The 26450-nt window shown below is 43.0% G+C and carries 19 protein-coding genes and 1 pseudogene; 11 read left to right on the forward strand and 9 right to left on the reverse strand.

Annotated features, from left to right (window positions below; translation table 11 throughout):
- Positions 1-4 precede the first annotated feature (4 nt).
- A complete protein-coding gene (locus tag DP114_RS08115) occupies positions 5-289 on the reverse strand; it encodes a DUF427 domain-containing protein (protein ID WP_169268253.1) in 285 nt (94 codons plus the stop codon).
- Between the two features lie 252 nt (positions 290-541).
- Here DP114_RS08115 and DP114_RS08120 point away from each other — a divergent pair, with 252 nt between their 5' ends.
- The 6 genes from DP114_RS08120 (at position 542) to DP114_RS34330 (ending at position 11990) form a co-directional block, all read left to right on the forward strand.
- Positions 542-1267, forward strand: coding sequence for an FHA domain-containing protein (locus DP114_RS08120; protein WP_169268254.1), 726 nt, complete (start codon positions 542-544; stop codon positions 1265-1267).
- A 130-nt stretch (positions 1268-1397) separates the two neighbouring features.
- The gene (locus tag DP114_RS08125; protein WP_169268255.1) at positions 1398-2915 is read left to right on the forward strand and encodes a serine/threonine protein kinase; all 1518 of its coding nucleotides are present in this window, start codon (positions 1398-1400) and stop codon (positions 2913-2915) included.
- 4 nt (positions 2916-2919) lie between these two features.
- On the forward strand, positions 2920-4044 hold the full coding sequence (locus DP114_RS08130) for a PstS family phosphate ABC transporter substrate-binding protein (protein WP_171975858.1): 1125 nt from the start codon (positions 2920-2922) through the stop codon (positions 4042-4044).
- A gap of 121 nt (positions 4045-4165) precedes the next feature.
- On the forward strand, positions 4166-6316 hold the full coding sequence (gene recQ / locus DP114_RS08135; protein ID WP_171975859.1) for a DNA helicase RecQ: 2151 nt from the start codon (positions 4166-4168) through the stop codon (positions 6314-6316).
- A gap of 137 nt (positions 6317-6453) precedes the next feature.
- A complete protein-coding gene (locus DP114_RS08140) occupies positions 6454-7911 on the forward strand; it encodes an amino acid permease (RefSeq protein WP_171975860.1) in 1458 nt (485 codons plus the stop codon).
- Between the two features lie 827 nt (positions 7912-8738).
- Complete coding sequence (locus tag DP114_RS34330) at positions 8739-11990, forward strand: non-ribosomal peptide synthetase family protein (protein WP_216669978.1); 3252 nt, start codon at positions 8739-8741, stop codon at positions 11988-11990.
- A 43-nt stretch (positions 11991-12033) separates the two neighbouring features.
- Here DP114_RS34330 and DP114_RS08150 read toward each other — a convergent pair whose 3' ends face one another.
- Positions 12034-14694 (reverse strand): two-partner secretion domain-containing protein, encoded by a 2661-nt coding sequence (locus tag DP114_RS08150; RefSeq protein WP_171975861.1) that lies wholly within the window; start codon positions 14692-14694, stop codon positions 12034-12036.
- A 393-nt stretch (positions 14695-15087) separates the two neighbouring features.
- Here DP114_RS08150 and DP114_RS08155 point away from each other — a divergent pair.
- A pseudogene (locus DP114_RS08155) lies at positions 15088-15348 on the forward strand (zinc ribbon domain-containing protein); the annotation flags it as partial.
- Positions 15349-15436: 88 nt separating this feature from the next.
- On the opposite strand, the gene DP114_RS08160 reads toward DP114_RS08155, so the two are convergent.
- Together DP114_RS08160 and DP114_RS08165 are read right to left on the reverse strand one after the other, a co-directional pair.
- Entirely contained in the window at positions 15437-15664 is a 228-nt protein-coding gene (locus DP114_RS08160) for an EF-hand domain-containing protein (protein ID WP_169267781.1), read from the reverse strand.
- A 207-nt stretch (positions 15665-15871) separates the two neighbouring features.
- A complete protein-coding gene (locus DP114_RS08165; RefSeq protein ID WP_171975862.1) occupies positions 15872-16999 on the reverse strand; it encodes an alpha-hydroxy acid oxidase in 1128 nt (375 codons plus the stop codon).
- An 805-nt stretch (positions 17000-17804) separates the two neighbouring features.
- Between DP114_RS08165 and DP114_RS08170 the strand changes: the two genes are divergently transcribed.
- From DP114_RS08170 to DP114_RS08180, 3 genes are all read left to right on the forward strand, one after another.
- Positions 17805-18023: a hypothetical protein gene (locus tag DP114_RS08170; RefSeq protein WP_169267782.1), complete on the forward strand. Its 219-nt coding sequence runs from the start codon at positions 17805-17807 to the stop codon at positions 18021-18023.
- A gap of 139 nt (positions 18024-18162) precedes the next feature.
- Positions 18163-20157: an AMP-dependent synthetase/ligase gene (locus DP114_RS08175; protein ID WP_171975864.1), complete on the forward strand. Its 1995-nt coding sequence runs from the start codon at positions 18163-18165 to the stop codon at positions 20155-20157.
- A gap of 42 nt (positions 20158-20199) precedes the next feature.
- A complete protein-coding gene (locus DP114_RS08180) occupies positions 20200-20649 on the forward strand; it encodes a YlqD family protein (protein WP_169267784.1) in 450 nt (149 codons plus the stop codon).
- A 53-nt stretch (positions 20650-20702) separates the two neighbouring features.
- On the opposite strand, the gene DP114_RS08185 is transcribed toward DP114_RS08180, so the two are convergent.
- Positions 20703-21227: a hypothetical protein gene (locus DP114_RS08185; RefSeq protein ID WP_171975865.1), complete on the reverse strand. Its 525-nt coding sequence runs from the start codon at positions 21225-21227 to the stop codon at positions 20703-20705.
- Between the two features lie 266 nt (positions 21228-21493).
- Positions 21494-21829 carry a hypothetical protein gene (locus DP114_RS08190; RefSeq protein ID WP_169267786.1) on the reverse strand — a complete coding sequence of 112 codons (336 nt, stop codon included), beginning with the start codon at positions 21827-21829 and terminating at the stop codon, positions 21494-21496.
- A gap of 213 nt (positions 21830-22042) precedes the next feature.
- Here DP114_RS08190 and DP114_RS08195 point away from each other — a divergent pair, with 213 nt between their 5' ends.
- Positions 22043-23368 carry a dihydrolipoamide acetyltransferase family protein gene (locus DP114_RS08195; protein WP_171975866.1) on the forward strand — a complete coding sequence of 442 codons (1326 nt, stop codon included), beginning with the start codon at positions 22043-22045 and terminating at the stop codon, positions 23366-23368.
- Positions 23369-23532: 164 nt separating this feature from the next.
- On the opposite strand, the gene DP114_RS08200 is transcribed toward DP114_RS08195, so the two are convergent.
- From DP114_RS08200 to hetZ, 3 genes are all read right to left on the reverse strand, one after another.
- The gene (locus DP114_RS08200; RefSeq protein WP_172195174.1) at positions 23533-23949 is read right to left on the reverse strand and encodes a hypothetical protein; all 417 of its coding nucleotides are present in this window, start codon (positions 23947-23949) and stop codon (positions 23533-23535) included.
- A 311-nt stretch (positions 23950-24260) separates the two neighbouring features.
- Positions 24261-25238: a PatU gene (locus tag DP114_RS08205; RefSeq protein ID WP_169267788.1), complete on the reverse strand. Its 978-nt coding sequence runs from the start codon at positions 25236-25238 to the stop codon at positions 24261-24263.
- Positions 25231-26421 carry a heterocyst differentiation protein HetZ gene (gene hetZ, locus DP114_RS08210; RefSeq protein WP_169267789.1) on the reverse strand — a complete coding sequence of 397 codons (1191 nt, stop codon included), beginning with the start codon at positions 26419-26421 and terminating at the stop codon, positions 25231-25233. The genes DP114_RS08205 and hetZ overlap by 8 nt, the downstream gene beginning before the upstream one ends.
- Positions 26422-26450 lie beyond the last annotated feature (29 nt).

Consider the following 26450-nt stretch of genomic DNA (forward strand, 5'->3'; position numbering starts at 1 on the left):
TTTACTAAGCTTCGACTTTCACGCCTCTCCAGAAAGCGACATAACCTTCAATTTGCTTAGCCTTCTCCTTTGCTTCAGGATAGTACCAAGCAGCGTCCTTGTTGAGTTGTCCATCAACTTCAATACTGTAGTAACTGGCCAGACCTTTCCAAGGACAAGTTGTGTGGGTGTTACTTTCCTTAAAGTACTGCTTGTTAACTGAGTCGGGGGGAAAGTAATGATTGTTTTCCACAACTACGGTGTTATCGCTTTCGGCTAACACAGTACCATTCCAGATTGCTTTTGCCATAGATCACAAGTGCTTATCACGCTACACATAACATTATGATTCTTCTGGTGAGCATCTTGCCCACGCATCAAATGGCTACACTAAGGAAATTTTTATCAACAAAATCATCTAATTTTACATTAAAATTAGATGATTTTTAGATCACTTGTCAATTGCTGTAGGTACTGGGAGCAAAAATAATTGTCAGTAAAAGCAGCCTCACTGCATATTAGCAGCTGAGGTCACTGATAATTATCAGGAGGTATTTTATTTATGCGTTCAGAGTGTTATTTTCTTGATGTTCAAGAGCCAGATGGCAATAAGTACACCATTAAGCTAGAACAAGACTGCCTTACCGTAGGGCGCAGTAATGGCAATGATATAGTGCTTCCTAACCCAGATAAGACAATTTCACGAGACCATTGTGTCCTAAAATGTGAGGCCAATTGCTGGTGTGTAATAGATGAGTCAAGTGCGAATGGAACTTTCGTACAGCAATGGAATGATGATACTCGAATTGACGTACGTCAGTATGGTCGATTACAGCTGAACAATGGAGATGTCATCCTCATTCTTGGCAAGAAATTGTTGGAGGGAGAAGAACCTGTTTTTTGGAGGCTGACTTTTCGGGATTCTGACAAAACTGAGGGAATTTCCGGTTACCAGCTTTCCGCGTACATAGACTACTGTCTAAGTCAACAAAAGCTTTTTTTAGTTAATGGTAGTGAGCGAGAAGAGATTCACCTAACTCGAAATGAACGTAATCTCATTCACTATATGGCAGAACGCAATCAGGCAAATAACAATCAGCCTGTTGTGTGTGAGTATCAAGAGTTGATAACAGCAATTTGGGGAGATTCGTTTGGTCACACAAATAATGAAGTCACACACCTTATTTGGGTTATCCGTCAAAAAGTCGAATCAGATTCTGGGGAACCTGAGTTTCTCATAACGGAGAAGGCAAGAGGTTACAGCTTGAAGGTTAAACTGATTGCGTGAGTCAATAACTCATTTAGCATTGAAGCCAAATACCAGGTGTGGCATTTGGCTCCTTTATTAATTTCACAACCTTAAATTTATCTTAACCACAAACAATAGCCTATCCCCTATAAATAGATTTACCGCTCTCATGTGGTATGAGCGATCGCCAATTGAAGCTGCTAACCCAATATCTTCAATCAAACCTGGGACAGGCATTATGGTTCGAGAGTATCCTAGCTCCAATAACAATGGTAAGTCAAGTGACCCGACTAACAAAATTGCACAACACGAAATACAACAGAGATTAGATAAACAAGCGCAAGACCAGGAGAACATAATGAATTGCTGGCAGCAAGGTTATCAATTACAAACAGGTCGATACATTATCCAAGAAACTTTGGGAGAAGGAGGCTTTGGTGTTGTCTACCGCGCTAGAGATACACAATTAGATAGAGATGTTGTCATTAAAACTCTCAATAAAAAACTGCAACAAGACGAGCGCTTTGAGAGATTACAGGAAGATCTTCATAAGGAAGCAAAACGGCTAAGCAACTTCAATCATCGTAATATTGTGCAAATTTACGATATTCTTCATGAACAGGGGCGGCTGTACATAGTCATGGAATACATCAGGGGTGAAACTCTTGCCCGTCGGTTGGAACGACAAGGGATTCTGGAACAACAGGAAGCCTTAGATTATATCCGTCAAATCAGTGAGGCTCTTGAGGTAGTTCATAAAAATGAATTGGCGCATCGCGACGTAAAGCCAGGCAACATTATAATTCGAGATAGCACAAGAGAAGCTGTATTAATTGATTTTGGAATTGCCCGTGAATTTCATCTTCAAAGACATACTGCATATTCTTCTGAAGGTTATGCACCTCCTGAGCAGTATATAGAAAACGCGCCTAAGAAGTCTTATACAGATGTTTATGCATTGGCAGCAACTCTATACACTCTATTAACTAGAAAGGTACCTTCATCAGCTAGAGACAGAGAATATCAACTAAAGGAACATAACGAAGATTCACTAATTTCTCCCCTACAGATAAACTCAAGAATTAGTCTCGCTGTTAATCAAGCAATTATTCAAGGGATGGAACTGAAATCAGAGAATCGTCCTCAGTCTATACAAGAATGGTTATATTTACTTTCTACTTCTGAAGAAGAAAGTGAGCACGGTTTAGCGGTATCGAAAAATGAAATAGCGCCTATCCACACAACTAAAACAGCTACGATAAACACAAGTAATGCTTGGAATTTTCGACAAGTTGAACATAGCCCAACACTCCCTGAAAATGAAACAAGTTCTTTGGAATTCTTGGGCAGGGCAGCTCTTATGGGAGTTGCTATCTGGTTGCTAGCAATCAGTATCGTCAAGCTGATAGAAAATTCTGAAATTAGATTTTTGTTCAGCTTAATCTTTTGTATGGCTTTAATCTTTCTTGCTCAGTATCGTCTACCATCTCATGAACAAAGGGGTTATATCTTTATTAGTTCTGTCATACCAACTTTACTAGTTTTCCTTGCCGTAATATTCCAAATTCTTCCAGGAGTAGGGCTGAACACTCTGACACAATTACCAATAATTTGTGCGTTGCTAACTATTCTTACTGGAGCTTTGGCGTTTATTATAATGACTTTTTTTAAGTATTTTCATGAGTGAAAGTATGAGAAACCGTAATACAAAAAATAGAAATCTGCTGTTATATGGAATTATGGCTTCGTGCCTGACACTATTTATTTTTGTCTTGTTATTTATTCAACTTAAGGGAAAGTCAAGAGAACCTAAAATTTATCCGACAGCACCCACACCTACTCCTTCGCCCACAACTACTCCTATTAAAAAAAATAGCTGTCGCCCCGATGAAATTGAACAGGTAAATGTTTCACCAATACAAATAGTTCCCTTTGCAGGCTCAACAACTTTCGCACCACTTAATAAGCTAGAAGCTCCACTGAATGAGCCAGAAATTATTGCGATTATAAAGAGAGCCCATCCTCAATTTCCACTGCAATACATTGATCCCGCAAAATATGGTGAAACGCCTGGATCTGGTACAGGGATAAAATGGCTGATAAGAGGCACGCACAATTTAAGTTTTGCCCAGTCTTCACGACCTCTAAGCGATCAAGAAGTTCAAGATGCTAAAGATAGGAATATAAAACTAAAACAACAAGAGATTGCTTACGACCTCGTTGCAATCTATATCAATCCTCAATTGATTAAGCAAGGTTTGAAGGGTTTAACCTTGGCTCAGGTACGGGATATTTTCACGGGAAGAATTACGAACTGGAAAGATGTGGGAGGTCCTTACCTCAAAATTGCTCCTTTTAGACGTAACTCTGCGGATAGCGGTACAGTAAAGTTCTTCAAGGAGAATGTAATGAACAACCAAGAATTTGGCTCAAATGTTGCTTCGGTTGGACAAAAAGGAAAGCCCGAAAAGGAAATTACAACACTAGCCATACGCAAAGTTGCCAGCACTGTTGGTAGTATCAGTTTTGCTACAGCCTCGGAAGTTATCAACCAAGATACGATACGCATTCTCCCGATTGCCAAGGAAGATACACCAAAAAATATTGTCTCTCCCTGTACTGATGAAAGTTGTAAAGCTGTAGATACAAATGTCATTGCCAACCAAGTCTACCCAGAACAACTGACTAGAAAGTTATTCGTAGTTATCAAGCAGGATGGTGGACAAGATGAGAATGCGGGTCAAGCCTATGCCAATATGCTAAAAAGCTGTGAGGGTCAAGAATTGGTAAGACAAGCAGGGTTTGTCCCTCTCTAAAATGAATCATAGCTGTTTGGCATTAGGACAAACGTATCTGTGACTACTTTTGACCTTTTCTTGCCTGCAATTGACTATCATGTAAAGCAGGCACAATGCCTCCTTTGCAACACAGTCACTTATGTCACAAAATCCCAATTTAGAACAAGCGCTGAAATATTACTTTGGCTACGATAGCTTTCGCCTCGAACAGCGACAAATCATAGAACAAGCGCTCCAAAATCGGGATTTAATGATTGTGATGCCGACTGGTGGCGGAAAGTCGCTGTGTTTTCAACTACCAGCACTACTCAAAAAAGGTTTAACCGTGGTGGTGTCACCGCTGATCGCCTTGATGCAAGACCAAGTGGAAGCACTGCGAGATAATGGAATTGCCGCAACATTTCTTAATAGCAGTCTGAATAGTTATAAAGTGCGATCGCGCGAAGAATACATCCTCAGTGGTAAAGTCAAACTGTTGTACGTCGCTCCAGAACGCCTACTAAGTGAAAGATTTCTTCCCTTTCTTGATTTAGTACATCACCAAGTTGGCATTTCAGCCTTTGCGATTGACGAAGCACACTGCGTTTCTGAGTGGGGACACGACTTTCGTCCAGAATATCGCCAATTGAAATCAGTACGAAAACGCTACCCAGATATTCCCGTCCTTGCGTTGACTGCGACAGCAACTGAGCGTGTCCGTGCTGATATTATCCAACAACTTGGGTTAAAGCAACCAAGCATCCATCTCGCTAGCTTCAACCGCACAAACCTTTACTACGAAGTCCGTTCTAAAACGAAGTATGCTTACGCCCAATTGTTGGAACTCATTCGGGAAACACAAGGTTCAGCAATTGTCTATTGCTTGACGCGCAAAAAAGTTGATGAACTGACTCTGAAGCTGCAACACGATAAGATTTCAGTCTTGCCTTATCATGCTGGATTAACTGATGAAGAACGCACCAAAAATCAAACTCGATTTATTCGAGATGATGTGCGTGTTATGGTGGCAACAATTGCCTTTGGTATGGGAATTAACAAACCAGATGTCCGGCTAGTCATTCACTTTGATATCTCCCGTAATCTGGAAAGTTACTATCAGGAATCAGGTAGAGCCGGCAGAGATGGAGAACTATCTCGCTGTACACTCTTCTACAGTTACGGTGATGTCAAAACAATTGAATTTCTCATCAACCAAAAACCAGACCCTCAAGAACAGTTGATTTCCAAACATCAACTGCGGCAGATGATAGACTACACAGAAGGAACCGACTGCCGACGGACAATTCAGTTAGGATATTTTGGGGAACGTTTTTCTGGTGATTGTGGTAACTGTGACAACTGTCGTTATCCCAAACCAGTAGAAGACTGGACAATTGAAGCCATGAAATTTCTATCTTGTGTGGCTCGATGTAAAGAAAGATTTGGCATGGGTCATATTATAGATGTTTTGCGAGGAGCAAAAACCCAGAAAATCACTCAATACGAACACGACAAACTTTCCACCTACAGTATTGGTAAAGATAAAACTACAGATGAGTGGCGAATGCTGGGGCGTTCTCTGTTGCATCAAGGCTTACTAGAACAAACAGCTGACGGTTATGCTGTCCTGAAACTTAACGCCTTAAGTTGGGAAGTGATGCGGCGACAGCGAACAGTTTCTATTGCAGTTCCTGTAGTACAAAAGCTCGCCTGGGACGAAGGAAATGAAAAAGCCGCTGAGATGGAATTACTGTTACAAAGGTTGCGTGCTTTACGTAAACAAATTGCTGATACGCAGTCTGTCCCACCATACGTCATCTTCGCTGATTCTACCCTAAAATTAATGGTGCAGGTGCAACCCCAAACCTTACATGAATTCAGTAAACTTTCTGGTGTAGTCAGTCATAAAGTTTCTAGCTATGGAGAAAAATTTATTGCAGAAATTCGCGCCTACCGTCAAGAGCAAGGTTTACTAGAAGAAAATTCCACACCTTTTTTCGGCTTACCTTCAGAAACTGAATTATTGACTTTACAGTTACACCAACAAGGTCTTAGCGTGACAGAAATTGCCGTCAAACGCAATCTTCGCCCTACAACAATCATTCGTCACCTTTCCGATTTAATAGAGAAAAATCAGTCAGTAGATTTTAATTTGTTAGTTCCTGTAGAAAAGCAGCAGAAAATTTTGCAAGTCTTAGAAATTCTTGGTGATATTTCCCTAACACCCATTAAAGAATATCTAGGTGATAACTATAGTTTTGATGAAATTCGCTTGGTAAGAGGAAAATGGCGACGGGAAAGTCAAAAATAATAGGCGTGTTATTTTTCAATATATCAGTATAAATCCGTATACCTTATTCTTATCTTTATAAGAATCTTTACGTTTCTTTTGCCCAAGTACTTATCAAATCTGGGTACAATTGCGTATAATCAAGTAAGTAACAGGATATGCTCAAGCAAATATTTACGGGTTTTGCTGATTATGGAAGTGTCAACGAGAGTTATCTCAGGCAGAGACAACTCAGAGGAAATACGGGTTTTTGGCTGTTATGGAGCTATGGAGTCGGCGTTGTCATATCAGGTAATTTCACTGGGTGGAACTCTGGTTTGATAGCAGGCGGCTTTTGGGGGATGACAATTGCTACCCTGCTAATGGCAATCATGTATATATGCCTAACTTACAGTCTGTCTGAAATGTCAGCGATGCTCCCGCATACGGGAGGGCTTTACTCCTTCACGCGCACTGCGTTTGGTCCGTTTTGGGGCTATATATGCGGTGTAGCCATGATTGTTGAGAACGTACTAGCTCCAGTTGTCGCTGTGATTGCTGTCACCAGCTACTTGAAACCGTTAATTCCTGGTGTACCAGCTTATCTTGTTTGGGTGGTGATCTACGCTATCTTCACAGCGATTAATATCTGGGGAATGAAACAGACTTTCAATGTGGGTTATGTGATCACGCTCATTGCGCTGATAATCTTAACAGTATTCTATGTATTAATACTGGCATTGGGCGTTTTCAAAATGAACCTTCTTTTTAATGTTCCTGCTAATACAGGGCAATTGGCAACGTGGTTGCCCAAAGGTGTGTCAGGGATTTTCGCCGCAATTCCTTATGCTATCTGGTTCTACCTGGCGATCGAGCAACTTCCACTAGCTGCTGAAGAAAGCCGTAACGCGTCTGACGAGATTCCTCGTTCTCTGATAGCAGCCATGTTCACTCTGGTTGTGCTTTCAGGATTTACCTTGGTATTGAACTCCGGTGTAGGCAATGGTGCTGTTGCTGTTGGTCAATCAAGCGCTCCATTGGGATATGGGTTAGAAGCTTATTTTGGTAAAGGTCCGGTTACTACCTTTTCCACAGCAGTCTTAATGTCTTGTGGCTTGCTCGCTAGTTTCCATTTTACTATCTACGCCTACGGACGAACATTCTTCTCTCTTGCTCGTGCTGGGTATATCCCGCGCTGGCTAGCAGTTACTGGCAAAAGTTATACCCCTTACAGATCATTACTTTTGGGTACAGTAGTTGGATTAATTTGTGCAGTTACTATTGATGTTTTAGGAGGTGAAGTCAAAGATGTCATGTTGAATATGGCGGTTTTTGGGGCATTAATCATCTATATTTTGGTGCTATTGAGCTATATCAAGCTCAAGAGTACTCATCCCGATTTACCAAGACCGTATCAAAGTCCACTAGGGATTTGGGGTGCGGCTGTTGGTGCTTTACTGGCAATTGTTGCTTTACTTGCTTGTTTGTCTGTACCCGCATACCGGCCTGGTGCTTGGGGTGTTGCTATCTTCACAGTCATAGCAATTCTCTACTTTTTGTTCTACAGCAAAAATCACTTGGTTGCTCAGGCTCCTGAAGAAAAGGCAGCACTCATAATCATGAAGCAGCGGGTTTAAGAGTTATCAATTGTCACTTTGAGTTATCAGCTATAGCAGTCCTAAATAATTCAGAAAAAATCTTTTTGTGTCTTCCCTACATTTGCTTTGTGGTAGCCTGCGGTCAGCCCGGCCCGTTACAAAGCGACACCCTACATTTAACGCATCTACCATTTAAAAAAACTTAAAACTCAAATTGGATTGCAATATCAGTTTTCTTGGTTAGATAACGGTTTGAATATCAGTTTATAGTGCTTGATGAATTACGTAATGACTCATTGGTAATAGATATAAATTTCAAAATCAATTAAGCTTTTTGAATTAGGAATTTTGAATTTAAGCGATTTGCCTGAGTCATAACCTGTTTAATCTTTGCTCAACACTCCTAGGGTGTTAGCAATACGGTTCGGATAAGATCCCCCCGCCTGCGGCGACCCCCTTAAAAAGGGGGTAAAAGAGGGTTATAAGCCCCGTTTTTAAGGGGAGCCAGCGCGTTAGGGAGCCACTGCCCTTCGGGTTCGCAGTCGCCTAGGTCGGGAGACCCTCCTGCAGCGCTGTCTCACCGTGCGCGGGTTCCCCGCGTTGAGGCATGTGGCGTGAGCCAGTACTTGATGAGGGTTTCCCGACCTAGGTATCTGGCGTTCGGGTCTCCCGACTTGTAAGCGCAAGGCGCACGCTACGCGAACGCGCAGCGTCTCCGCAGGAGTTAGCGTCTGGGGTGGGTTGGGGGATCTTCCCTTGAGAAAAACAAGCTAACCGAACCGTATTAAGGGTGTTAGGGCAAGATTTTCATATCTTTGTACAGCCAATCTTTGATATGAGTCACACAAAATAAAGGAGGATTTCTCATGACTAGTTTGGTTAGCAATCTAGTACAGCAACCTTTAGACTTGTCAGTTTTGACCACACCAGAATCGCATTTGTTGCTTAAAGAGTGGAATCAAACTCAAGCACATTTTCCAAAGAATTTATGTATTCATCAGTGGATTGAATTACAAGTAAAGGTCACTCCTGATAAAGTCGCAGTCATTTTTGAAGAAGCGCGCAGCGCAGTGAGGCCAGCCCCCGTCTTGGCGGTCTCCGTCACGATGGGGGACTGGCGAACCCGGAGGGCTTCTCGCAGAGTAGACGAACAGCTGACTTACAGGGAACTGAACCGCCGCGCAAATAAACTAGCTCATTATTTGCGGAGTTTGAATGTAGGACCAGAAGTATTGGTGGGAATTTGCTTAGAATGCTCAACAAATCTTTTGATTGGGCTTTTAGGTATTCTCAAAGCTGGTGGAGCATATGTGCCATTAGATCCTGCATATCCCCAAGAGCGCTTGGAATGGATTTTAGAAGATTCACAGATCAAGGTGCTATTAACCCAACAGAATCTACTTGAGCAGCTGCCACAACATCAAGCGCAAGTCGTTTGCATTGACACTGACGAAGAAATAATTGCGGTAGCAAGCGAGGAAAACCCTAAAACACAAGTAACTCCTGAAAATTTGGCTTACATACTGTATACTTCTGGCTCTACTGGTAAACCCAAAGGCGTACAAATTGAGCATCGATCTGTTGTCAATTTCTTAAATTCGATGCGTAAAGAGCCAGGACTGACACAGGAAGATGTACTCCTGGCGGTGACAACTATCTGCTTTGATATTGCTGGACTCGAACTTTACTTACCATTGATTGTAGGCGCTCGGATTGTATTAGCGAGCCGTGAAGTTGCGAGTTCTGGAGAACAGCTAAGCAAGCTTCTCGCAAAATCTGGCGCTACAGTTATGCAAGCAACTCCAGCGACTTGGCGACTGCTTTTAGCTGCAGGGTGGCAGGGAAATAAACAGCTCAAAATTCTTTGTGGTGGCGAAGCATTAACCCCAGGACTGGCAAATCAGCTGCAACAATTGGTTCACTCCCTGTGGAATATGTACGGACCGACGGAAACCACCATTTGGTCGGCTGTTTACAAGGTAGAGCCTGAGAACATCCAAGTACCAATCGGCAAACCTATTGACAACACGCAAATTTATTTGGTGGAACCTCAGGTACCCGCTAAGTTAGATCCATTAAAACCTGTGCCTATTGGTACTGCGGGAGAGTTATTGATCGGTGGTGCTGGTTTGGCTAGGGGATATCGCAACCGACCAGAATTAAACAGCGAAAAATTTATTCCCAATCCTTTTAGCGACAAACCAGGAGAACGTCTTTATAGAACTGGAGACTTGGCTCGCTATTTGCCAGATGGCAAGATTTCGTTCATCGGACGGATTGATGATCAAGTCAAAATTCGCGGTTTCCGTATTGAGTTGGGAGATATTGAGGTAGCCCTTAGCCAGTACCCAGGCGTGAGGGAAGTTGTGGTTGTAGCAACAGAAGACAATCCTGGAGACAAACGCTTGGTTGCTTATCTGGTGAAAGAACCTAGCAGCCAGAAATTATGTTTGAGGGACTTGCGCTCTTTTCTACAAGAGAAGTTGCCCAAATACATGATTCCGTCTGTTTTTGTCTTGATGGACTCTTTGCCACTTACACCCAATGCTAAAGTAGATAGGCGATCTCTATCGAGAAGCCGCTTCGCGTCTACGCTATCCAAAAGCTCGTGGAGTTCTCAGTCGCCTACAGAGAAAAACACTCCTCCAAACTCCTCACAGCCTAACTTCTTTGCGTCTACACTTCAAACACTCAATCAAGACAGATCTATTTTAAACGACGCATTCGTCGCACCCCGTACCAAAGTCGAGAGACAACTCGCTCAAATTTGGACTCAGGTTCTGAGTGTTGAGTCAGTAGGGATACATGATAACTTCTTTGAGTTGGGAGGACATTCTTTACTACTAGTGCAGATGCTGGCTAGGGTGCGAGAAACTTTCCAACTGGAGTTACCTGTGTTGAGTCTGTTCCAAGCACCTACTATTGCTGGACTAGCTGAAGCTATAGAAGGGCGAGGGGATTCTACAGATTTATATGCTGAAGCCGTTTTAGATCAGGCAATTCGTCCTGTAACTGAACCCCAACGGCTTTTCTTAACTGGGGCAACAGGTTTCATCGGAGCTTTTTTATTGTGCGAATTACTGCGAGAGTTCCCTCAAGCCAAGATTTATTGTTTGGTTCGTGCTACTAGTGCTTATGTCGCCAAGCAGAAAATTCGCCAAAACCTAGAGCGCTATTTACTCTGGAATAACGAATTAAACTCCCGGATTATTCCAGTTGTTGGGGATTTATCACAACCACTTTTCGGGTTAAATGAACAACAGTTTGGCGAATTGACAAGGGAAATTGATGTTATTTATCACAATGGGGCGTTTGTTAATTTAATTTATCCTTATGCTGCACTACGAGCAGTTAATGTTCTGGGAACCCAAGAAATCCTGAGATTAGCAAGTCTTTTCAAAGTCAAACCTGTACATTTCATCTCTAGCTTGGATGTTTTCCAATCACCCACCTATCAGCAAATGAAGGTGATTTTGGAGTCAGACGAACTCGCTGATTGTGAAGGACTCTCTAATGGCTACGCCCAAAGTAAATGGGTGGCGGAGAAGTTGGTGATGACAGCAAAGGAACGCGGCATTCCTGTGTGTATCTACAGATTAGGCACGATTGTAGGGCATAGTCAAACAGGTGCTTCTCCAACCAATGATCTGATATCCAGAATGCTCAAAGGCTTTATCGATCTTAAGAGTGCCCCTGACTTGGATTTGAGTCTCAATTTGACTCCTGTAGATTATGTGAGTAGGGCGATCGCCTACTTGTCAAGACAAAAAGCATCTGTTGGCAAAGCCTTTCATATAGGAAATCCTCAAACGTTGCCTATGCGCCAGCTAGTGAGGAGTATCAACGATCTCGGTTATTCTGTCCGCTTCATCAGCTATGAACAGTGGCAAACAAACCTGTTAAATAGTAATAATTATCAAGAAACTGCTTTAAGTCCTGTTGTATCTCTATTTACTGAGAAAATGTCTCCTAAACAACAGACTTATTTAGAGACATCCGCACTTGTGTGCCAAACATTCGACTATCAAAACACTTTGGATGGACTGGCAGGTACTTCCATTGCCTGTCCACCAGTCAGTTTAAAATTGGTGAACTACCTTAAAAAAGGGGTGCGTTAGCGAAAAGAGCCATTATCATATTTTATGCTGTCTAACACTGTAGCTATTTTGTTGCAGCACAATTACTAGTAGGTGCTGGCTGCTGCCGCTGTGGACCAGTCTTAGTCGGATCATAACCAACCAGCACCACTTGACCTTTTTCGTTATATATCCAACCCTGTGCTGGTATTATCTGTTTGACAGGTGGCTTTTGAGATGGCTGCTTTTGTGTTGCACTTGTTGAACTTACCGTACTGGCGACAGGCTTTATTAAATTAACACGCACATTGTCACTACTGAGAATTTTATTTGGATCAGATGGCAGTCCGCCGCGTCCGGTAACAGTGAAAGTGCTACCAAAACCTTTGACACAGGGATTTAGAGCAATTTGCTGTGCCGGATCTACTACAGTTTGTGTCAATTGAAATAACCCTTGGGTGGGGTCAATATCAACTACATTAATTAGCACATTACCACTTAACCCGTCAGTTGCCCCAGTGGCGGTGATGTCGCTTGTATTTGGGGAAGCTGGATTGCGAGACTGAAAGCCAAAAATACCTCGGCTATTGATTTTAACATTACCGCCACGGGAATTAGCAGAGTTAGCAGTGATATCGCTATTGTCAAAGCCAACCAGGATACCGGTATTAATATTGATGTTGCCGCCAATAACGTTTTCTCCTGTGGCGTTGGTTGCGATGATGCTGTTGCGACTCATGATCAAATCTTGTGAGTTAATGTTAATTGTCGCTTGCTCTCTATTCGGGTCAACTTTAGCACTTTGTGTATCGGCGGTGAGTGAGGCATTGTTGTTTAAACGGATAGAGCGTGCATTTAACGTCATGTTGCCTGCAGATCCTGTTCCACGACTCGCCACGCTTACTATTGCCCCATCTTGCACTAGTAAGGTATTGGTTTTGACTGTAAGATCACCCGCATCCCCTGTTGAGTTTCGCTGTGCAGAAGCAAGCAAGCCACTAGGAAACTGACCATCAGGAGTTCTACCAATCAACTGCACATCTTGGGCATCAACGCTCAAACTACCCCCCTTGCCCTTACCGGAAGTGGCAGCTTGTACCTGTGCCCCATCTCGCACGAGTAAGGTATTGGTTTTGATTGTAAGCTCACCCGCATCCCCTGTTGAGTTTCGCTGTGCAGAAGCACCCAAGGCACTGGGAACCCGACCATCAGCGCTTGTACCAATCAGTTGCACATCTTGGGCATCAACGCTCAAAGAACCCCCCTTGCCCACATCGAAAGTGCTAGTAAATACCTGTGCCCCATCTCGCACCAGCAAGGTATTGGTTTTGATTGTAAGGTCACCCGCATCTCCTGTAGAGTTTGGCTGTGCAGAAGCACCCAAGGTACTAGAAAACTGACCATCAGCGGTTCTACCAATAATCTGCACATCTTGGGCATCAACAGTCAAACTACCCCCCTTTCCCGCACCGAAAGTACTAGTACTTACCACTGCCCCATCTCGCACTAGCAAGGTATTGGTTTTGATTGTAAGGTCACCCGCATCTCCTGTTGAGTTTGGCTGTGTAGAAGCAAACAAGCCACTAGGAAACTGACCATCAGCGGTTGTACCAATCAATTGCACATCTTGGGCATCAACGCTCAAAGAACCCCCCTTGCCCGCACCCAAAGTGTCAGCACCTATCTGTGCCCCACTCTCAAGCCGCAAGCTGTTAGCACTGATACTGACATCACCTCCCTGTCCATTTGCTCTTGGTCGCACCTGATTAAAAATGTCACTATTATTAAGGTTTATTGCCCCGGTGGCATTAACCGAAATATCTCCCGTTTGAGTACCAACTGTCCCCAAACCTTGCCCTATTCCAGCGCTGAGGAAACTTCCTCCCGTCATCTCTAAATTCCGGGCATTAACTGCAATACTACCGCCACCACCTGACCTAACGTTAACTTCCGCACCATTCGTTAGCGATACATCCGCTCTTTGCACTCCCACAGGAAAACTCAAACTCCCATCACCATTGAGTCCTACCGTCCCAGCAGCAGATAATCCTCCTAACTCAACTCGTCCTCCTCGTGCAAACAGTATTCCACCTTCTAAGTTGACGTTACCACCCACCAGTGCTAATGAATTTCCTTCTGGAACAGTAAGACCAACAGGATTACCACTATCATCAACAGCCTGAGACTGATTGGTAATATTTTTAAAATTCTCCCGATAGCTCAACCCAACCGGAGCAGTTATCGTTAACAATGGCGGTGCTTGGGGATTCGTTGCACTAAACTCAAACCCATTCTTAAACAGCAAACTATTTGCCGTACTTCCCAAAAATGAACCACCCACATCCAACCGGGCATTTGGTCCAAACAGAATTCCATTCGGGTTGATCAAGAACAAGTTCGCTTTGCCCAACACACCCAAAACACCTTGAATATTCGAGACATTACCCCCAGTCACTCTGGTGAGTATGTTTGCAATTCCCGCTGGATTGGAAAAATAAGCTCCTCTACCAGCATTGATATTAAATTCTTGAAAACTGTGAAACAAATTCGCCCCACGAGTTGCGCCCCCATCAATCCTGTCGCTAGGAATACCCTTAATCTCAACATTGGGAGTGACAACAGAATTTTCTGCACCGAGACTGTTATCAGGAGTGATTTGTGCTTTGGCTACGGTAAGGTAGGTCAAGCTGAATACGGCTGCAAGGGGTAAGGTGAGAAGAAAGAGTGGGTGACGCACTTGTTCCATATTTAAAAAGTACTGTTATAAAGATTCGTTGTTAAATTACGGTTCTTGAGTACTCATACCAGGTTTTGAGACAAAAGTGTGCCCTTTGTAATTTTTATTTGACAATAGGCGCGGATATACGCATCAGGAGTCAGCAAACCACCATTTCAAAGTCAGCCTAAAAGTAATCATACTCATTGACAAGATTGCACTCTCACTCAATCACCGCTTCTGGGGTTTTTCAAACTCTAGATGAGTGCGCAAATATGTCTTATAAGGTAGTAGGCTGAAAACCCCTGAGAAGCAGGTACGTAGTACCGTTCTAGTCCCTAAAAGGGACGCTGCGCAAACGTACTTCAGGCAGGGGACGGACAGATACCAAGTGAGGGAAACCCTGCTTCAGTACTGTCCTAATGCTCTGACTGTGGCGCAATTGTGAAAAAGTCCCTTTCAACTAGAACGCATAAATGCAGTTGTGGCTGCAAGTTGCAAAGGGACGTGAACGCAGCAATAAATATTCTAAATCTTGCGAGAGCTAGGGACGGGCAGTCCCGAAGTAACGCTACAGGAGTCGGAACCGCTACGCTAGTTGGTGCAAGCCTGCTAGAGCAAGTTTTGACGATGAATGTAGAATCCCCTCGCATGACGGCAGGGGAGTGTCAACGCACTATTTAGAACTTTTTTAATATTGGAACAATAAAACCCGCCACTGGGACAGGTTGAAGTCATATTGGTAATGTGAAACAGTATTAGAGTCTAGCTCCTAGTTAAAATTACTTGCTTTTTTAACTGCTTCCTTTAACTCTTCAAAGGTAATACCACCGTTTGAATTATACTGTGCTAGTAACTCTTGAGGGCTACTCGCACCTGTTTCTGCCAAGATAACCGCACTTAAGCCAGGACTGGAAAAAAGCTCATTAAGGGAGACTTTGCCATCTTGATCGGTATCTAAAGTATTAAAAAGAGATTGAAGCTCTTGCTCGGTTGCCATAAGTATTTATCTGAATTAATTTTTCAATTTAATATCTCAAAATCTTGACAAAGACGCAAGGACAATCAAGGTGTACGCTGTGATACAGGGTGAACAGTATGCCAATGAAAAATCAATAGGCTCGGTTGAGCCAAGATTCTTACTGAGGGGCTTTCAACCTACCCCAGGTAAATTTACCCCGCAGCAAAAGGAAAAGTATTTCATCTGTTATCTAGAGCGATGCTTTTCGGAAAATAACAAACTAGAGTCAATCTTTTCCAAACTCGCACAACCACTGAGCGCCATAGCCACATCTAATTCATCTCGGAGAATATCAATGACATGAGCAACACCAGCTTCTCCTGCTACGGCTAATCCCCACAACACAGGACGTCCCACAAGCACTGCTTTTGCTCCCAGTGCTAGTGCTCTGAGGATATCAGTACCTCTACGGATACCACCATCTAATAATACTTCAGCGCGATCGCCCACAGCATCTACCACCTCAGCCAAAGCGTCAATAGATGCGATCGCTCCATCTAATTGACGCCCACCGTGATTAGACACAACAATTGCTTTTGCTCCAGACTCGACAGCACGAACAGCATCATCTGCCCGTAAAATTCCTTTCACCACCAAGGGAAGCGGACATAAAGACTCAAGCCATTCTAAATCTTGCCACGTAACTGCAGGGTCAAGTTGCTGAGCAAAATAAGTAAACAATCCAGATTCCCCTTGTTTTTGAGGAATGTTCAACCCTGATAAATTTGTGAGATTAGCCAATTGCATATCTGGTGGTAGAGCAAACTCATTGCGCTTGTCTCGTTCTCGCCGTCCCAAAACAGGAGCGTCTACAGTTATACAAAGTGCTTTATAGCCTGCAGTATAAGCCCTTTCAACCAAGGCACGAGTTAGTCCTCGGTCTTTGTGGATGTAAAGCTGGAACCATTGGGGAGTTTGAAGATTTGTGTCGTGACACACTGCTGCGACTTCTTCTATGGTTTTGGTAGAAAGAGTACTCAACACCATGCCAACACCAGCAGATGCAGCGGCTGTTGCTGTTGCAACTTCTCCTTGTGGATTGGCAAGACATTGAAACGCCATCGGAGCAATCAACAAAGGTATTTGAAGCGGTTGAGCTAAAACCTCAGTTGCTAGGTTGCGCTGACTGACATCTACAAGCGATCGCGGACGAAGTTTAAATTTTTCAAAAGCAGCGCGGTTATCCCGCAGTGTCACTTCATCCCACGCACCGCTAGCGTAGTAGTCCAAAGCCATTTGAGACAGAGATTTGGTCGCTAGCTGTTCGTATTCAAATAAGTTAAGTGGTTGAAACGATTTTCGTTCTTCCATCATCACCTCACCAAGTCATTCAAAAATGTAATTTAAATGCGTGACATTTAAATTGTCTTGTGCATCAGGCGCAAAAACCCACAGACTACTAGTTTCAATAAATGAAAACTGCTGTAATAAAGATAGATAGATAAACATAAATGCACACAAATGGTTTTGTGTGCATTTATAGTTTTCTTATTGACGCTTCCACCGTTTTGTGCTTCAAATTCTGTAAGGAGAACTGACCACCTAAGATTTCGCACCGGTTGAGGACAAAGTAACCTGTGATGATTCAAAGCGTTTATTCTTAAGATTCAACATGACAGATAGTAACTTGGGAAACGCAAGACAGACTACAACGTTTATCAAGGTTAGGAATAAACCGTCTATCAAACTCATAGATAATTCCCTTTTTTATGAAGGTGCTCTTTATATATTTTTATTTTTAAACAAAATTCGTTGAAATAACCAAAAGCAGAATTTGAATTTCTTGTTATATCTATAAGTAACTTTTACTATAAGAGTTTTTGATTCTAACTATAGACTGAATAATTATTTTAGAAATAAGCAAATTGAGTTATCAGTTAACCGTGAAGATTTATTAAGTTTCTATACAGGATAGATACAAATCTGATGTCTTGATTTACGCATAAGTTAACTGATAACTTTACCCTATTAACCAGGAGAACACCTGTCACAAAAACTGGGACGGAATCTACAAAACGGTTCTTTTGTCAAGGTGTAACTTGTGCAATACGGAAAACTGGTAATTGAAATTACCTCTTTTTGCCTTGTTAAGGTACTCTGCAATAACTGATTCTGCCTAGTGAAAGTAGCCAGAATGACAGATATGAGTTTAGGAAATACAAGACATGCAACAATATTTATTACCGTCAACAGCAAAATGTCTATCAAAGGCATAGGTCGTGACTTTACTTTTACAAATGAGGTGCTTGTTGCTTTTATTCAAAAGCAATATTTCTGTAACAAGTTAAAAGCAAAATTTGGCCTTGCTTCTCTCTCAGATAAATTCACTATAACATAAACTTTTGTTAATCAATAGATTCATCAAATTTTGAGCATTGCTATAGACAAAATAAAATGTGTCATTTTCAATTTACTATTTGAACCACAGATCGGAATATGCTGGAGATATAAACAATTTTCTATTTGGGAGAGGTGTTATGTCGAAAACATACGAGATTTCTTCTATAATCTCTAACCTTTCTGAGCTAGAGCGCATGAATTTACAGCGTTTGGCAGATTACTCCAACTTAAATTCACTGCCAGAAATATGGCCGTTGGTAGCAAAGCGATGTGGTGATACTATTGCTCTTCGCGATCCTCATGCTAAACCAGAAGTTGTTATTACATATACGCAACTCTTTCAAAAAATTCAATATTTTGCTGCAGGATTGCAAGCATTGGGGGTGAAACCAACAGAGCGTGTCTCCCTGATTTCGGATAATAGTCCGCGCTGGTTCATTGCAGATCAAGGCATTATGACTGCTGGGGCGGTTGATGCAGTTCGTAGCTCCCAAGCAGAACGAGAAGAACTTGTATTTATCTTGGGAAATAGTGGTAGTACAGCGCTAGTGGTGGAAGATTTAAAAACTTTCAACAAGCTTAAACAGCGTCTTGGTGATTTGCCAATTCAATTGGTCATCTTGCTGAGTGATGAAGCCGCACCAACAGATGAAACCCTGAAAATAGTAAACTTTACTCAATTGCTTGAAATTGGGACACAGCATAGCTTGACACCAGTTAAGCAAAATCACGATACTTTGGCAACACTTATATATACTTCTGGTACTACAGGGAAACCCAAAGGGGTGATGCTTTCTCACGGTAATTTGATGCACCAAATGGTAGTATGTGGAACGGTATTGCAACCAAAGCCAGGAGAAGTTGTTCTCAGTATTCTCCCCAGTTGGCACAGCTATGAACGCACGTGTGAATACTTCTTACTATCTCAAGGTTGTACCCAAATTTACACTAACCTGCGGTCTGTTAAAGGGGATTTGAAAGAATTTAAACCTAATTACATGGTGTGTGTACCCCGGTTATTGGAATCAATTTATGAGGGGGTACAAAAGCAGTTTCGCGAACAACCAGCAAACAAGCAACGCCTAATTGACTACCTTTTGGGTGTTAGCCAAAAGTATATTAAAGCGCGGCGAATCGCCCAAGGAGCGAGTTTAGAAAATCTCAACCCCTCAACGGTCGAGCGATTAGCAGCTAGTATACAAGCATCAGCTTTGTTTCCTCTCCACGCTTTGGGAGAACGGCTTGTTTATGCCAAGGTACGAGAAGCAACTGGGGGAGAAATAAAACAGATGATTAGCGGTGGCGGCGCACTTCCCAAGTATATAGATGAGTTTTTTGAAATTATTAATGTAGAGATTTTGCAGGGCTATGGCTTGACGGAAACTTCTCCCATCGTACATGTGCGTCGTCCTTGGCATAATGTGCGCGGTTCATCTGGGGAACCAGTACCAGGTACAGAAACGAAAATACTAGATCCGGAAACTCGCAAACCTGTGCCACTTGGGAACCGAGGTTTGGTGATGCTGCGAGGACCACAAATTATGCAAGGCTATTTCCAAAATCCTGAAGCAACAGCCAAAGCAATTGACAAGGACGGTTGGTTTGATAGCGGTGATTTGGGTTGGGTGACACCACAAAATGACTTGGTTCTGACCGGACGAGCAAAGGATACGATTGTATTAACCAATGGGGAAAATATCGAGCCGCAGCCAATTGAAGATGCGTGTTTGCGATCGCCCTACATAGATCAGATAATGCTTGTTGGACAAGACCAACGCAGTCTCGGTGCATTGATCGTCCCCAATTTGTTAGCCCTAGAAAAATGGCTTCAAGCTAAAAATCTGCATCTACCTTCAAGCGATGAAGCCGTCAAACAAATAAGTACTGAAGATCCCGCAGGCAAGACGGAAGTCACCTTGGAGAGTAAAATAATTCAGGATTTATTTCGGCAAGAATTGATTCGGGAAGTGCAAAACCGTCCAGGTTATCGACCGGATGACCGCATTGGTCCGTTCAAGCTGATTCTAGAGCCGTTTTCACCAGAAAATGGTTTGATGACACAAACACTGAAAATTAGGCGACAGGTCGTGATGGAGCGCTATCACGATATTATTAACCCAATGTTTGCCTGATTAGATTCCACCTGCAAATTATAGAGTGAACGTGAAACATTTATGGATGCCTCGAAATCTCAACTGCTGCTAAAACGGGTTGTTAACGTCAAAGCGATCGTCACTCCTCTTTGGAAAGACGAAGTGCAGCAGCAACTGCAAGCGCAAATTAATCAAATTGACCAGCAACTGCAACAAATCGACATGGAAGGACAGCGGGCGATTTCAGCAGTTCAAAAGCAGAGTCTGCAACCACCAGGTCCCCAAACCCTGCAACAAATTGAGAATATTCAAGGTCAAGTTAATCAAAAGAAAAGTGAACTTTTGGAGCAAAAAAATCAAAGTCTGCAAAATCTCCAGCAAGTCCAGTTTTTAGAGTTGGATCAAGAAGTTAACCAATTTCAAATGGAAAGCTTTTTTCACGTGGAACCAGGTGATAACTTGATTAACAAATTGAACGTAGAAGTTGTGTTACGTGATGGTGTTGTAGAAGAAATTCGCGGTGATATTTAAATTTGTCCTTTATTCTTGGTTGTTATAGAGTGACTAAGACTAAGAACAAATAACTATTGACAGATTTGGGTTGACTGTGGTTTTAGAAGGCTGCTTCCAGATATACATTGTACCTGGGAGCCAGCCCAAACAATTTGCCATACACGAGGGGAACTTACAAAAAATGATCGCCCAAAGGTTGTCAGTTCAACTCGATATTTGATTGCTTTGAGAAAATTCTTTGCTGGCTCAATTTGCGTGATTGTTACTAACGCTTGATTGGGGTAGGGATAAAACACCTCAACCTTGCGAGTTTTTAAGGTTGAATCCATGTTATCAAAGGCATTGACCGCAAGATCTGCTGGATCACTACCTTGGAGAGGAGAGTTAATACTTTCCAGAGGTATAGTGTTATAATTTGCCCGCTCCGAGTTGACAATTTCCTGTGCTATGTTGGCATCTGAAAACTGAGGTACTTGCCCATTGTTCAAACTAGAAACCGCTTCAGATGGCTGGCGCTGAGTGATGTAAACACCAGTAGCAGCGGTGGCAAAGATACTGAGTATCACAATCAAAAATAACTTCAACTTTGCCGACATAAAATTTAACAGCCAATTAAAATCAGGTTAAATATTAATTTTGAATCTTAGATTCAGGTATCGTTCTTGTTCTTACTTCTGAGTGGAATTTAGATTTTGACAGTCGTGATGAGAAATACAAATAAATAGACCTTGTGGTCTTAAGATAGTTCCTCACCACTATTGAGTGACTAGAGGTATCAGAATGTAAGGGTATCAAAAAAAATAAGAATGTTATTATTACCTGGTCAATTTTTAACAAAAGAACGAAGGTGTCAGGAGCAGCGCTAGGCATGCAGGAGGGGAGCCACTGCTCGACTAGGGTTTCCCGGCTTGTAAGCGCAAAGCGCACGAATCGAGCCTTGCAAGAGCGTCTGTGCAGGAGATACGCGTAAGGGTGTCCCTTTGGGACTTACAAAGCAGCGTAGGCGTGCAGGAGTTAGCATGTGGCGTTCTCCCTCCGTAGGTGTCTGGTGAGTCCAGCGCTGCGATCCTTGTTTCCCGACAGCCAGGCGACTGGCGTAAGCGCAAGCGGACGCTTTGCGCATACCCGAAGGGCGTTCAGGAGCGGAGCGCTGGATAGCTCCGCCTCCGGTCACAATGACTCCTGTACGACGCAACAAAGGAGTAGGGGGTATCTACAATTGGTTGGGGTCCCAATACCAATAGATTTGATTGTGACTTCTAACTTGTGAATTCTTCCTCAAGAATGAGTGTCGTACACCCAAGATCTATGTTTCCCAAAACTGCGCCCCTAGGGTCGCGAGGTCAAGATACAATTCGATCTAACACAAACTGTAAAAGTCCATTAATTATCGATTCACCAAACCACCTATATGAGCATTTACGAAGTATTTATGCCGGCGCTAAGTTCCACCATGACCGAAGGTAAAATCGTCTCCTGGGTAAAATCTCCTGGAGATAAAGTGGAAAAAGGCGAAACAGTGGTGGTTGTCGAGTCAGATAAGGCAGATATGGATGTGGAATCCTTCTATGAAGGATATCTTGCTCACATCATCGTCCAAGCTGGTGAAACAGCCTCCGTTGGAAGTGCGATCGCTTTATTGACGGAAACCGAAGCTGAAATCGAAAGTGCAGCTCAAGCGAATTCTGGGAGTACTGCGGCTATTGATGAACCAACTCCAGCTATTAAGAACCCAAAAATAGCAGAAACAACCACAGTCGCAACACCCGCTGCTTCTCAAAACGGAACTACCAGCCATACAAATGGTCGGGTGATCGTTTCACCTCGTGCCCGTAAATTAGCCAAGGAACTGAAAGTAGATTTAAGTGGCATCTCTGGTAGTGGTCCTCATGGTCGTATTGTCGCCCAGGATGTAGAAGCAGCAGCAGGAAAATCTAGCAAACAAGCCGCCACAGTGACTCCTGTTCCACCTCCACAACCAACGCCAACCACAACCCCTGTTCCACCTACACCCACTAAAGTTGCTCCTGCACCCGCACCTGCGCCGGCGATCGCTGCATTACCAGGTCAAATAGTACCTTTTACTACCCTGCAAAATGCTGTAGCACGCAACATGGTAGCGAGTTTATCCGTACCAGTTATCCATATCGGTTACACAATTACCACTGATGCGCTTGACAAGCTTTATAAACAAATTAAGTCTAAAGGCGTGACTATGACAACCCTTCTGGCAAAAGCCGTAGCGGTGACATTGCAAAAACACCCACTGCTTAATGCCAGATACTCAGAACAAGGAATTGTGTACCATTCTAGTATAAATGTTGCCGTAGCGGTGGCAATGGATGACGGGGGATTGATTACACCAGTATTACAGAATGCAGATATGGCGGATATATACTCTCTATCCCGCGATTGGAAGTCTTTGGTAGATCGCGCGAGAGCGAAAAAGCTGCAACCGGAGGAGTATAACAGCGGTACCTTTACAATATCGAACCTAGGAATGTTCGGTGTAGATAGATTTGATGCAATCCTACCACCCGGACAAGGTTCTATTTTGGCAATTGGCGCATCTCGTCCGCAAATTGTCGCAACAACTGAAGGTTTATTTGGCGTCAAGCAACAGATGCAGGTGAATATAACCTGTGATCACCGCATTATCTATGGTGCTGATGCTGCGGCGTTCTTGAAAGATTTGGCGAAGTTGATTTCGACAAATCCCGAATCTTTGATGTTGTAGTTCGGATCAAAATCAAACCGCCTTGGCTCATAATTGAACTAAGGCGGTTTACAGTAAGTAAAAAATTTGAAGATCGTTTTTGTTTTAATTTTGTTTTCAGGCGGTGCCCGAAAACTATTTCACTGTTTGCAAGCCGAGTCGTAAACCGTAATCTAGCACTAGGCTTAGTAGGGTAATTCCAAGAAATAACAGCAGCACTGGGGGCTAATTCTAAAGTTTGACTCAGTGTATGGGCAAGACCAAGCAATATCAACCGTATTGGACAATAAAGTATCCCAAGTCTTTGCAGCAAGATATATCAAAGCTTGTGAAATACACAGGAGTTGAATGAATAACTCCACAAAACCCAGCAGGCTGTCATTTAACTTATCAAAAAATCGCCTAAACAAAGCTCTCAGTGCTGCCAATATTTCTATGGTGATACAGAACCTAACCGAGACATCACGATTGTGGCGAGGGTAGTAACTCCAAATTGCGCCCACCGCTTTAAGCGGTACCCAATTAGTCGTCACAACTCTTACACCTACAATTACCAACGCTAGCACAAGCACTCCCAAGGTCATCGAACCTTCCACTTGCATCAACGGCGACTCCTGCGTATTTTGTCGCCAGAAAAGACTTGCAGGTAAACACCAACTTCATCCTGGCTTTTAGATCTGTTAGACATCTTAATGATAAAACAGTCTATGGGTATATAAGTCAAGCAATGATATGGACGCCACAGATACAAAACAAGTCGGTAAAACCAAACTTGCCAGTGTCTTCCTCACAACAGCTTTCTGTAGACGCCCTAATGATCGCTTTGTAAAAATGGGGGATTTTTCAAAACCAGGACATTCATTTTATATCAATCGCGTTTATCAACGTGGATTGCTAGCGATGGCAAGCTTATTTATAAGGTGGGAACAATCACAAATACAAGCGGTTGTTGGTCTATTTCTTTTAACTCAACTTCCAAGGTATAAGTCTGGTTTGGTTGCGTATTGTGTAATTCTACACTTAGGCATCCCGGACTTGATGACTCAGCTGTTGCTTGGGCAGCATCTCCTTGGAGGTTCACAATCGCTTTGAATGGTAATTCAGTTTCAACTCTTAGCTTGGTCAGTTGACCTTGAGTTTGGTATTCTACCTTTAGGGTCAGAACACCTGCACTTGTAAGCCATTGTCTTTCTACTAGTGGGTTGGTAGCTGAAACTGGCAGAGTTAGATTTTCTAGTAGCTGTTTTGCCGCCAGCAACGAAAGCGCCATCTGTTGCTGTGGCTGTAAGTCTGAGTAATCACTCTCTAGATTCGGCATAGTTTCTAGAGCATCTGAACGAGAGGGACTTCTTAGCACTATTCCTGCTAAGTCATTCAATGTTTGATATTCTTCAGGAAAGAGGCTCTCGACAGCAGCAACGAGTTTTGCCCCTAACGGTATAGAAGAGGCAATCATCGCCTGACACTTCTCCAGCAATTGCTGGAAAATTCTTTCGGGCAGATGAATCGGCAAATTCAGTTTCGATTGCTGTACTGCCCAGCCCCAAACCGGAACCAACTCAAGCGCTGGCTTGTCTAGACATTCGGGATACTCTATAAGCTGAGCTTCCCAAGGAAATAACGGTGGATGATTTTGAATTTGAGTTTGTAACCGACGTTTAACGACGGCTTGGAAACGTTCTTGCACAGTAGGAATTTCTCCCAGTTGAATAGTTCGGGGTAGACACCTTAACTCAAAAGCGCCACCGTTTAAGGCGGCGGCTGTTTGATTAATATGTTCTACCCCTTCATTTTCCTCACAATTGACCAATTTTGGATCGTTGGTTTGGGCCTTTTTTGCCAACAACCAAGCGATTAATTGGTTTTGTAAGGATTCTGAGTCACTATTCATGGGTAGATGCACCTGATCCGGAAATTAGAGAGTTACGAATTTCCCAAGCTTGTTCAAGAATTTTAAACCACCGTTTTTGCATTTGTGCCATCGATAATCCTAAAGTTTTGGCAATTTTTTCATCAGGATGACCTTGTTGTTTCAACTCTAGTAAAGACTGTTGTTTCTCGTCCAGTTGAGCCGTATACACTTCCCATTGCTGAGGAGTTAAGCCCAAATTTGTCTGTAAATCTGCTTCCAGCCACTCGTGAACCAATTCCCAGCGATGCAATAAAGCAAACCTGATTAAATGGTATTTAAAGCGCTGTTGCAAATAATCCCGCTGGCGAGCAGTTAAGCCTAATATTGACTCAATTTCCTGCGCTGATAAATCCTGGAGGCGCAAAGCAAAGTAATCAGCACAATCTGATTGTTGCCGCTCTTCCAAATAATTCATGAGTTCAGAAATCACGACAGAGCGTAACGTATCTTCTTGAGGTTCTGGCTCTGGTTGTGTGGCCATCGCACTTCGCAACTGCTGCACTGCTGGATCTTCCCAAGAGCCATCAGCTTCGTTACCACTACCTTCCGCTGCTTGTTCTATGTCTACGCACGTTTCCGGCGGTTGTTGTTGAGAAAATGTTTGTGCTCGGAGAATAATCAACTGTTGTTGACGCCCTGGTAAAGGAATCCTTCGCTTAGCATAGCGTTCTGTGAATGCCATGTATTCTGCTAATTCCAAAAGTGTTTGAGGACGGTAGGTAGTGCCTAGTTGATTTTCCCGTCGGAAGGCGTTTAATCCCTCTAGGTAAAAACTCTGCAAGAAATCTTCGATGACGACGAGCCGCCCTTGATAACTCAATTGTCTTTGGGGAGGATTGATGTAGCGATAAATAATCGCACTCAAAGTACTGTGTAACTCTATTCTGCCCCGATTGGAACCCAACTCGTAGTACCTCAAACACTGTTGTAAGCGATGTCGGGCAAGGGTCATTGCAGAATTTTCTACAGTCCCGGCAGCTTGGATGCGCTTGCTTTCACTGCAAATTCTATCAACTTCGGCAGCAATTCGTGTTGCCACATCGCGGCAATTTTGCTCCGAAGCTTTGGTTAATTGCTGAAGCTCCTTCAAAAGGAGTTGAAATATCGCCTCCACGCCGATAGAACTTACTCCCTGAATTGTTATGGTTGCGGCTGAATTCATAGTCTGGTGTTTAGAAAGACCCTAACATA

This window comes from Brasilonema sennae CENA114 (assembly GCF_006968745.1).
Classification (GTDB): domain Bacteria; phylum Cyanobacteriota; class Cyanobacteriia; order Cyanobacteriales; family Nostocaceae; genus Brasilonema; species Brasilonema sennae.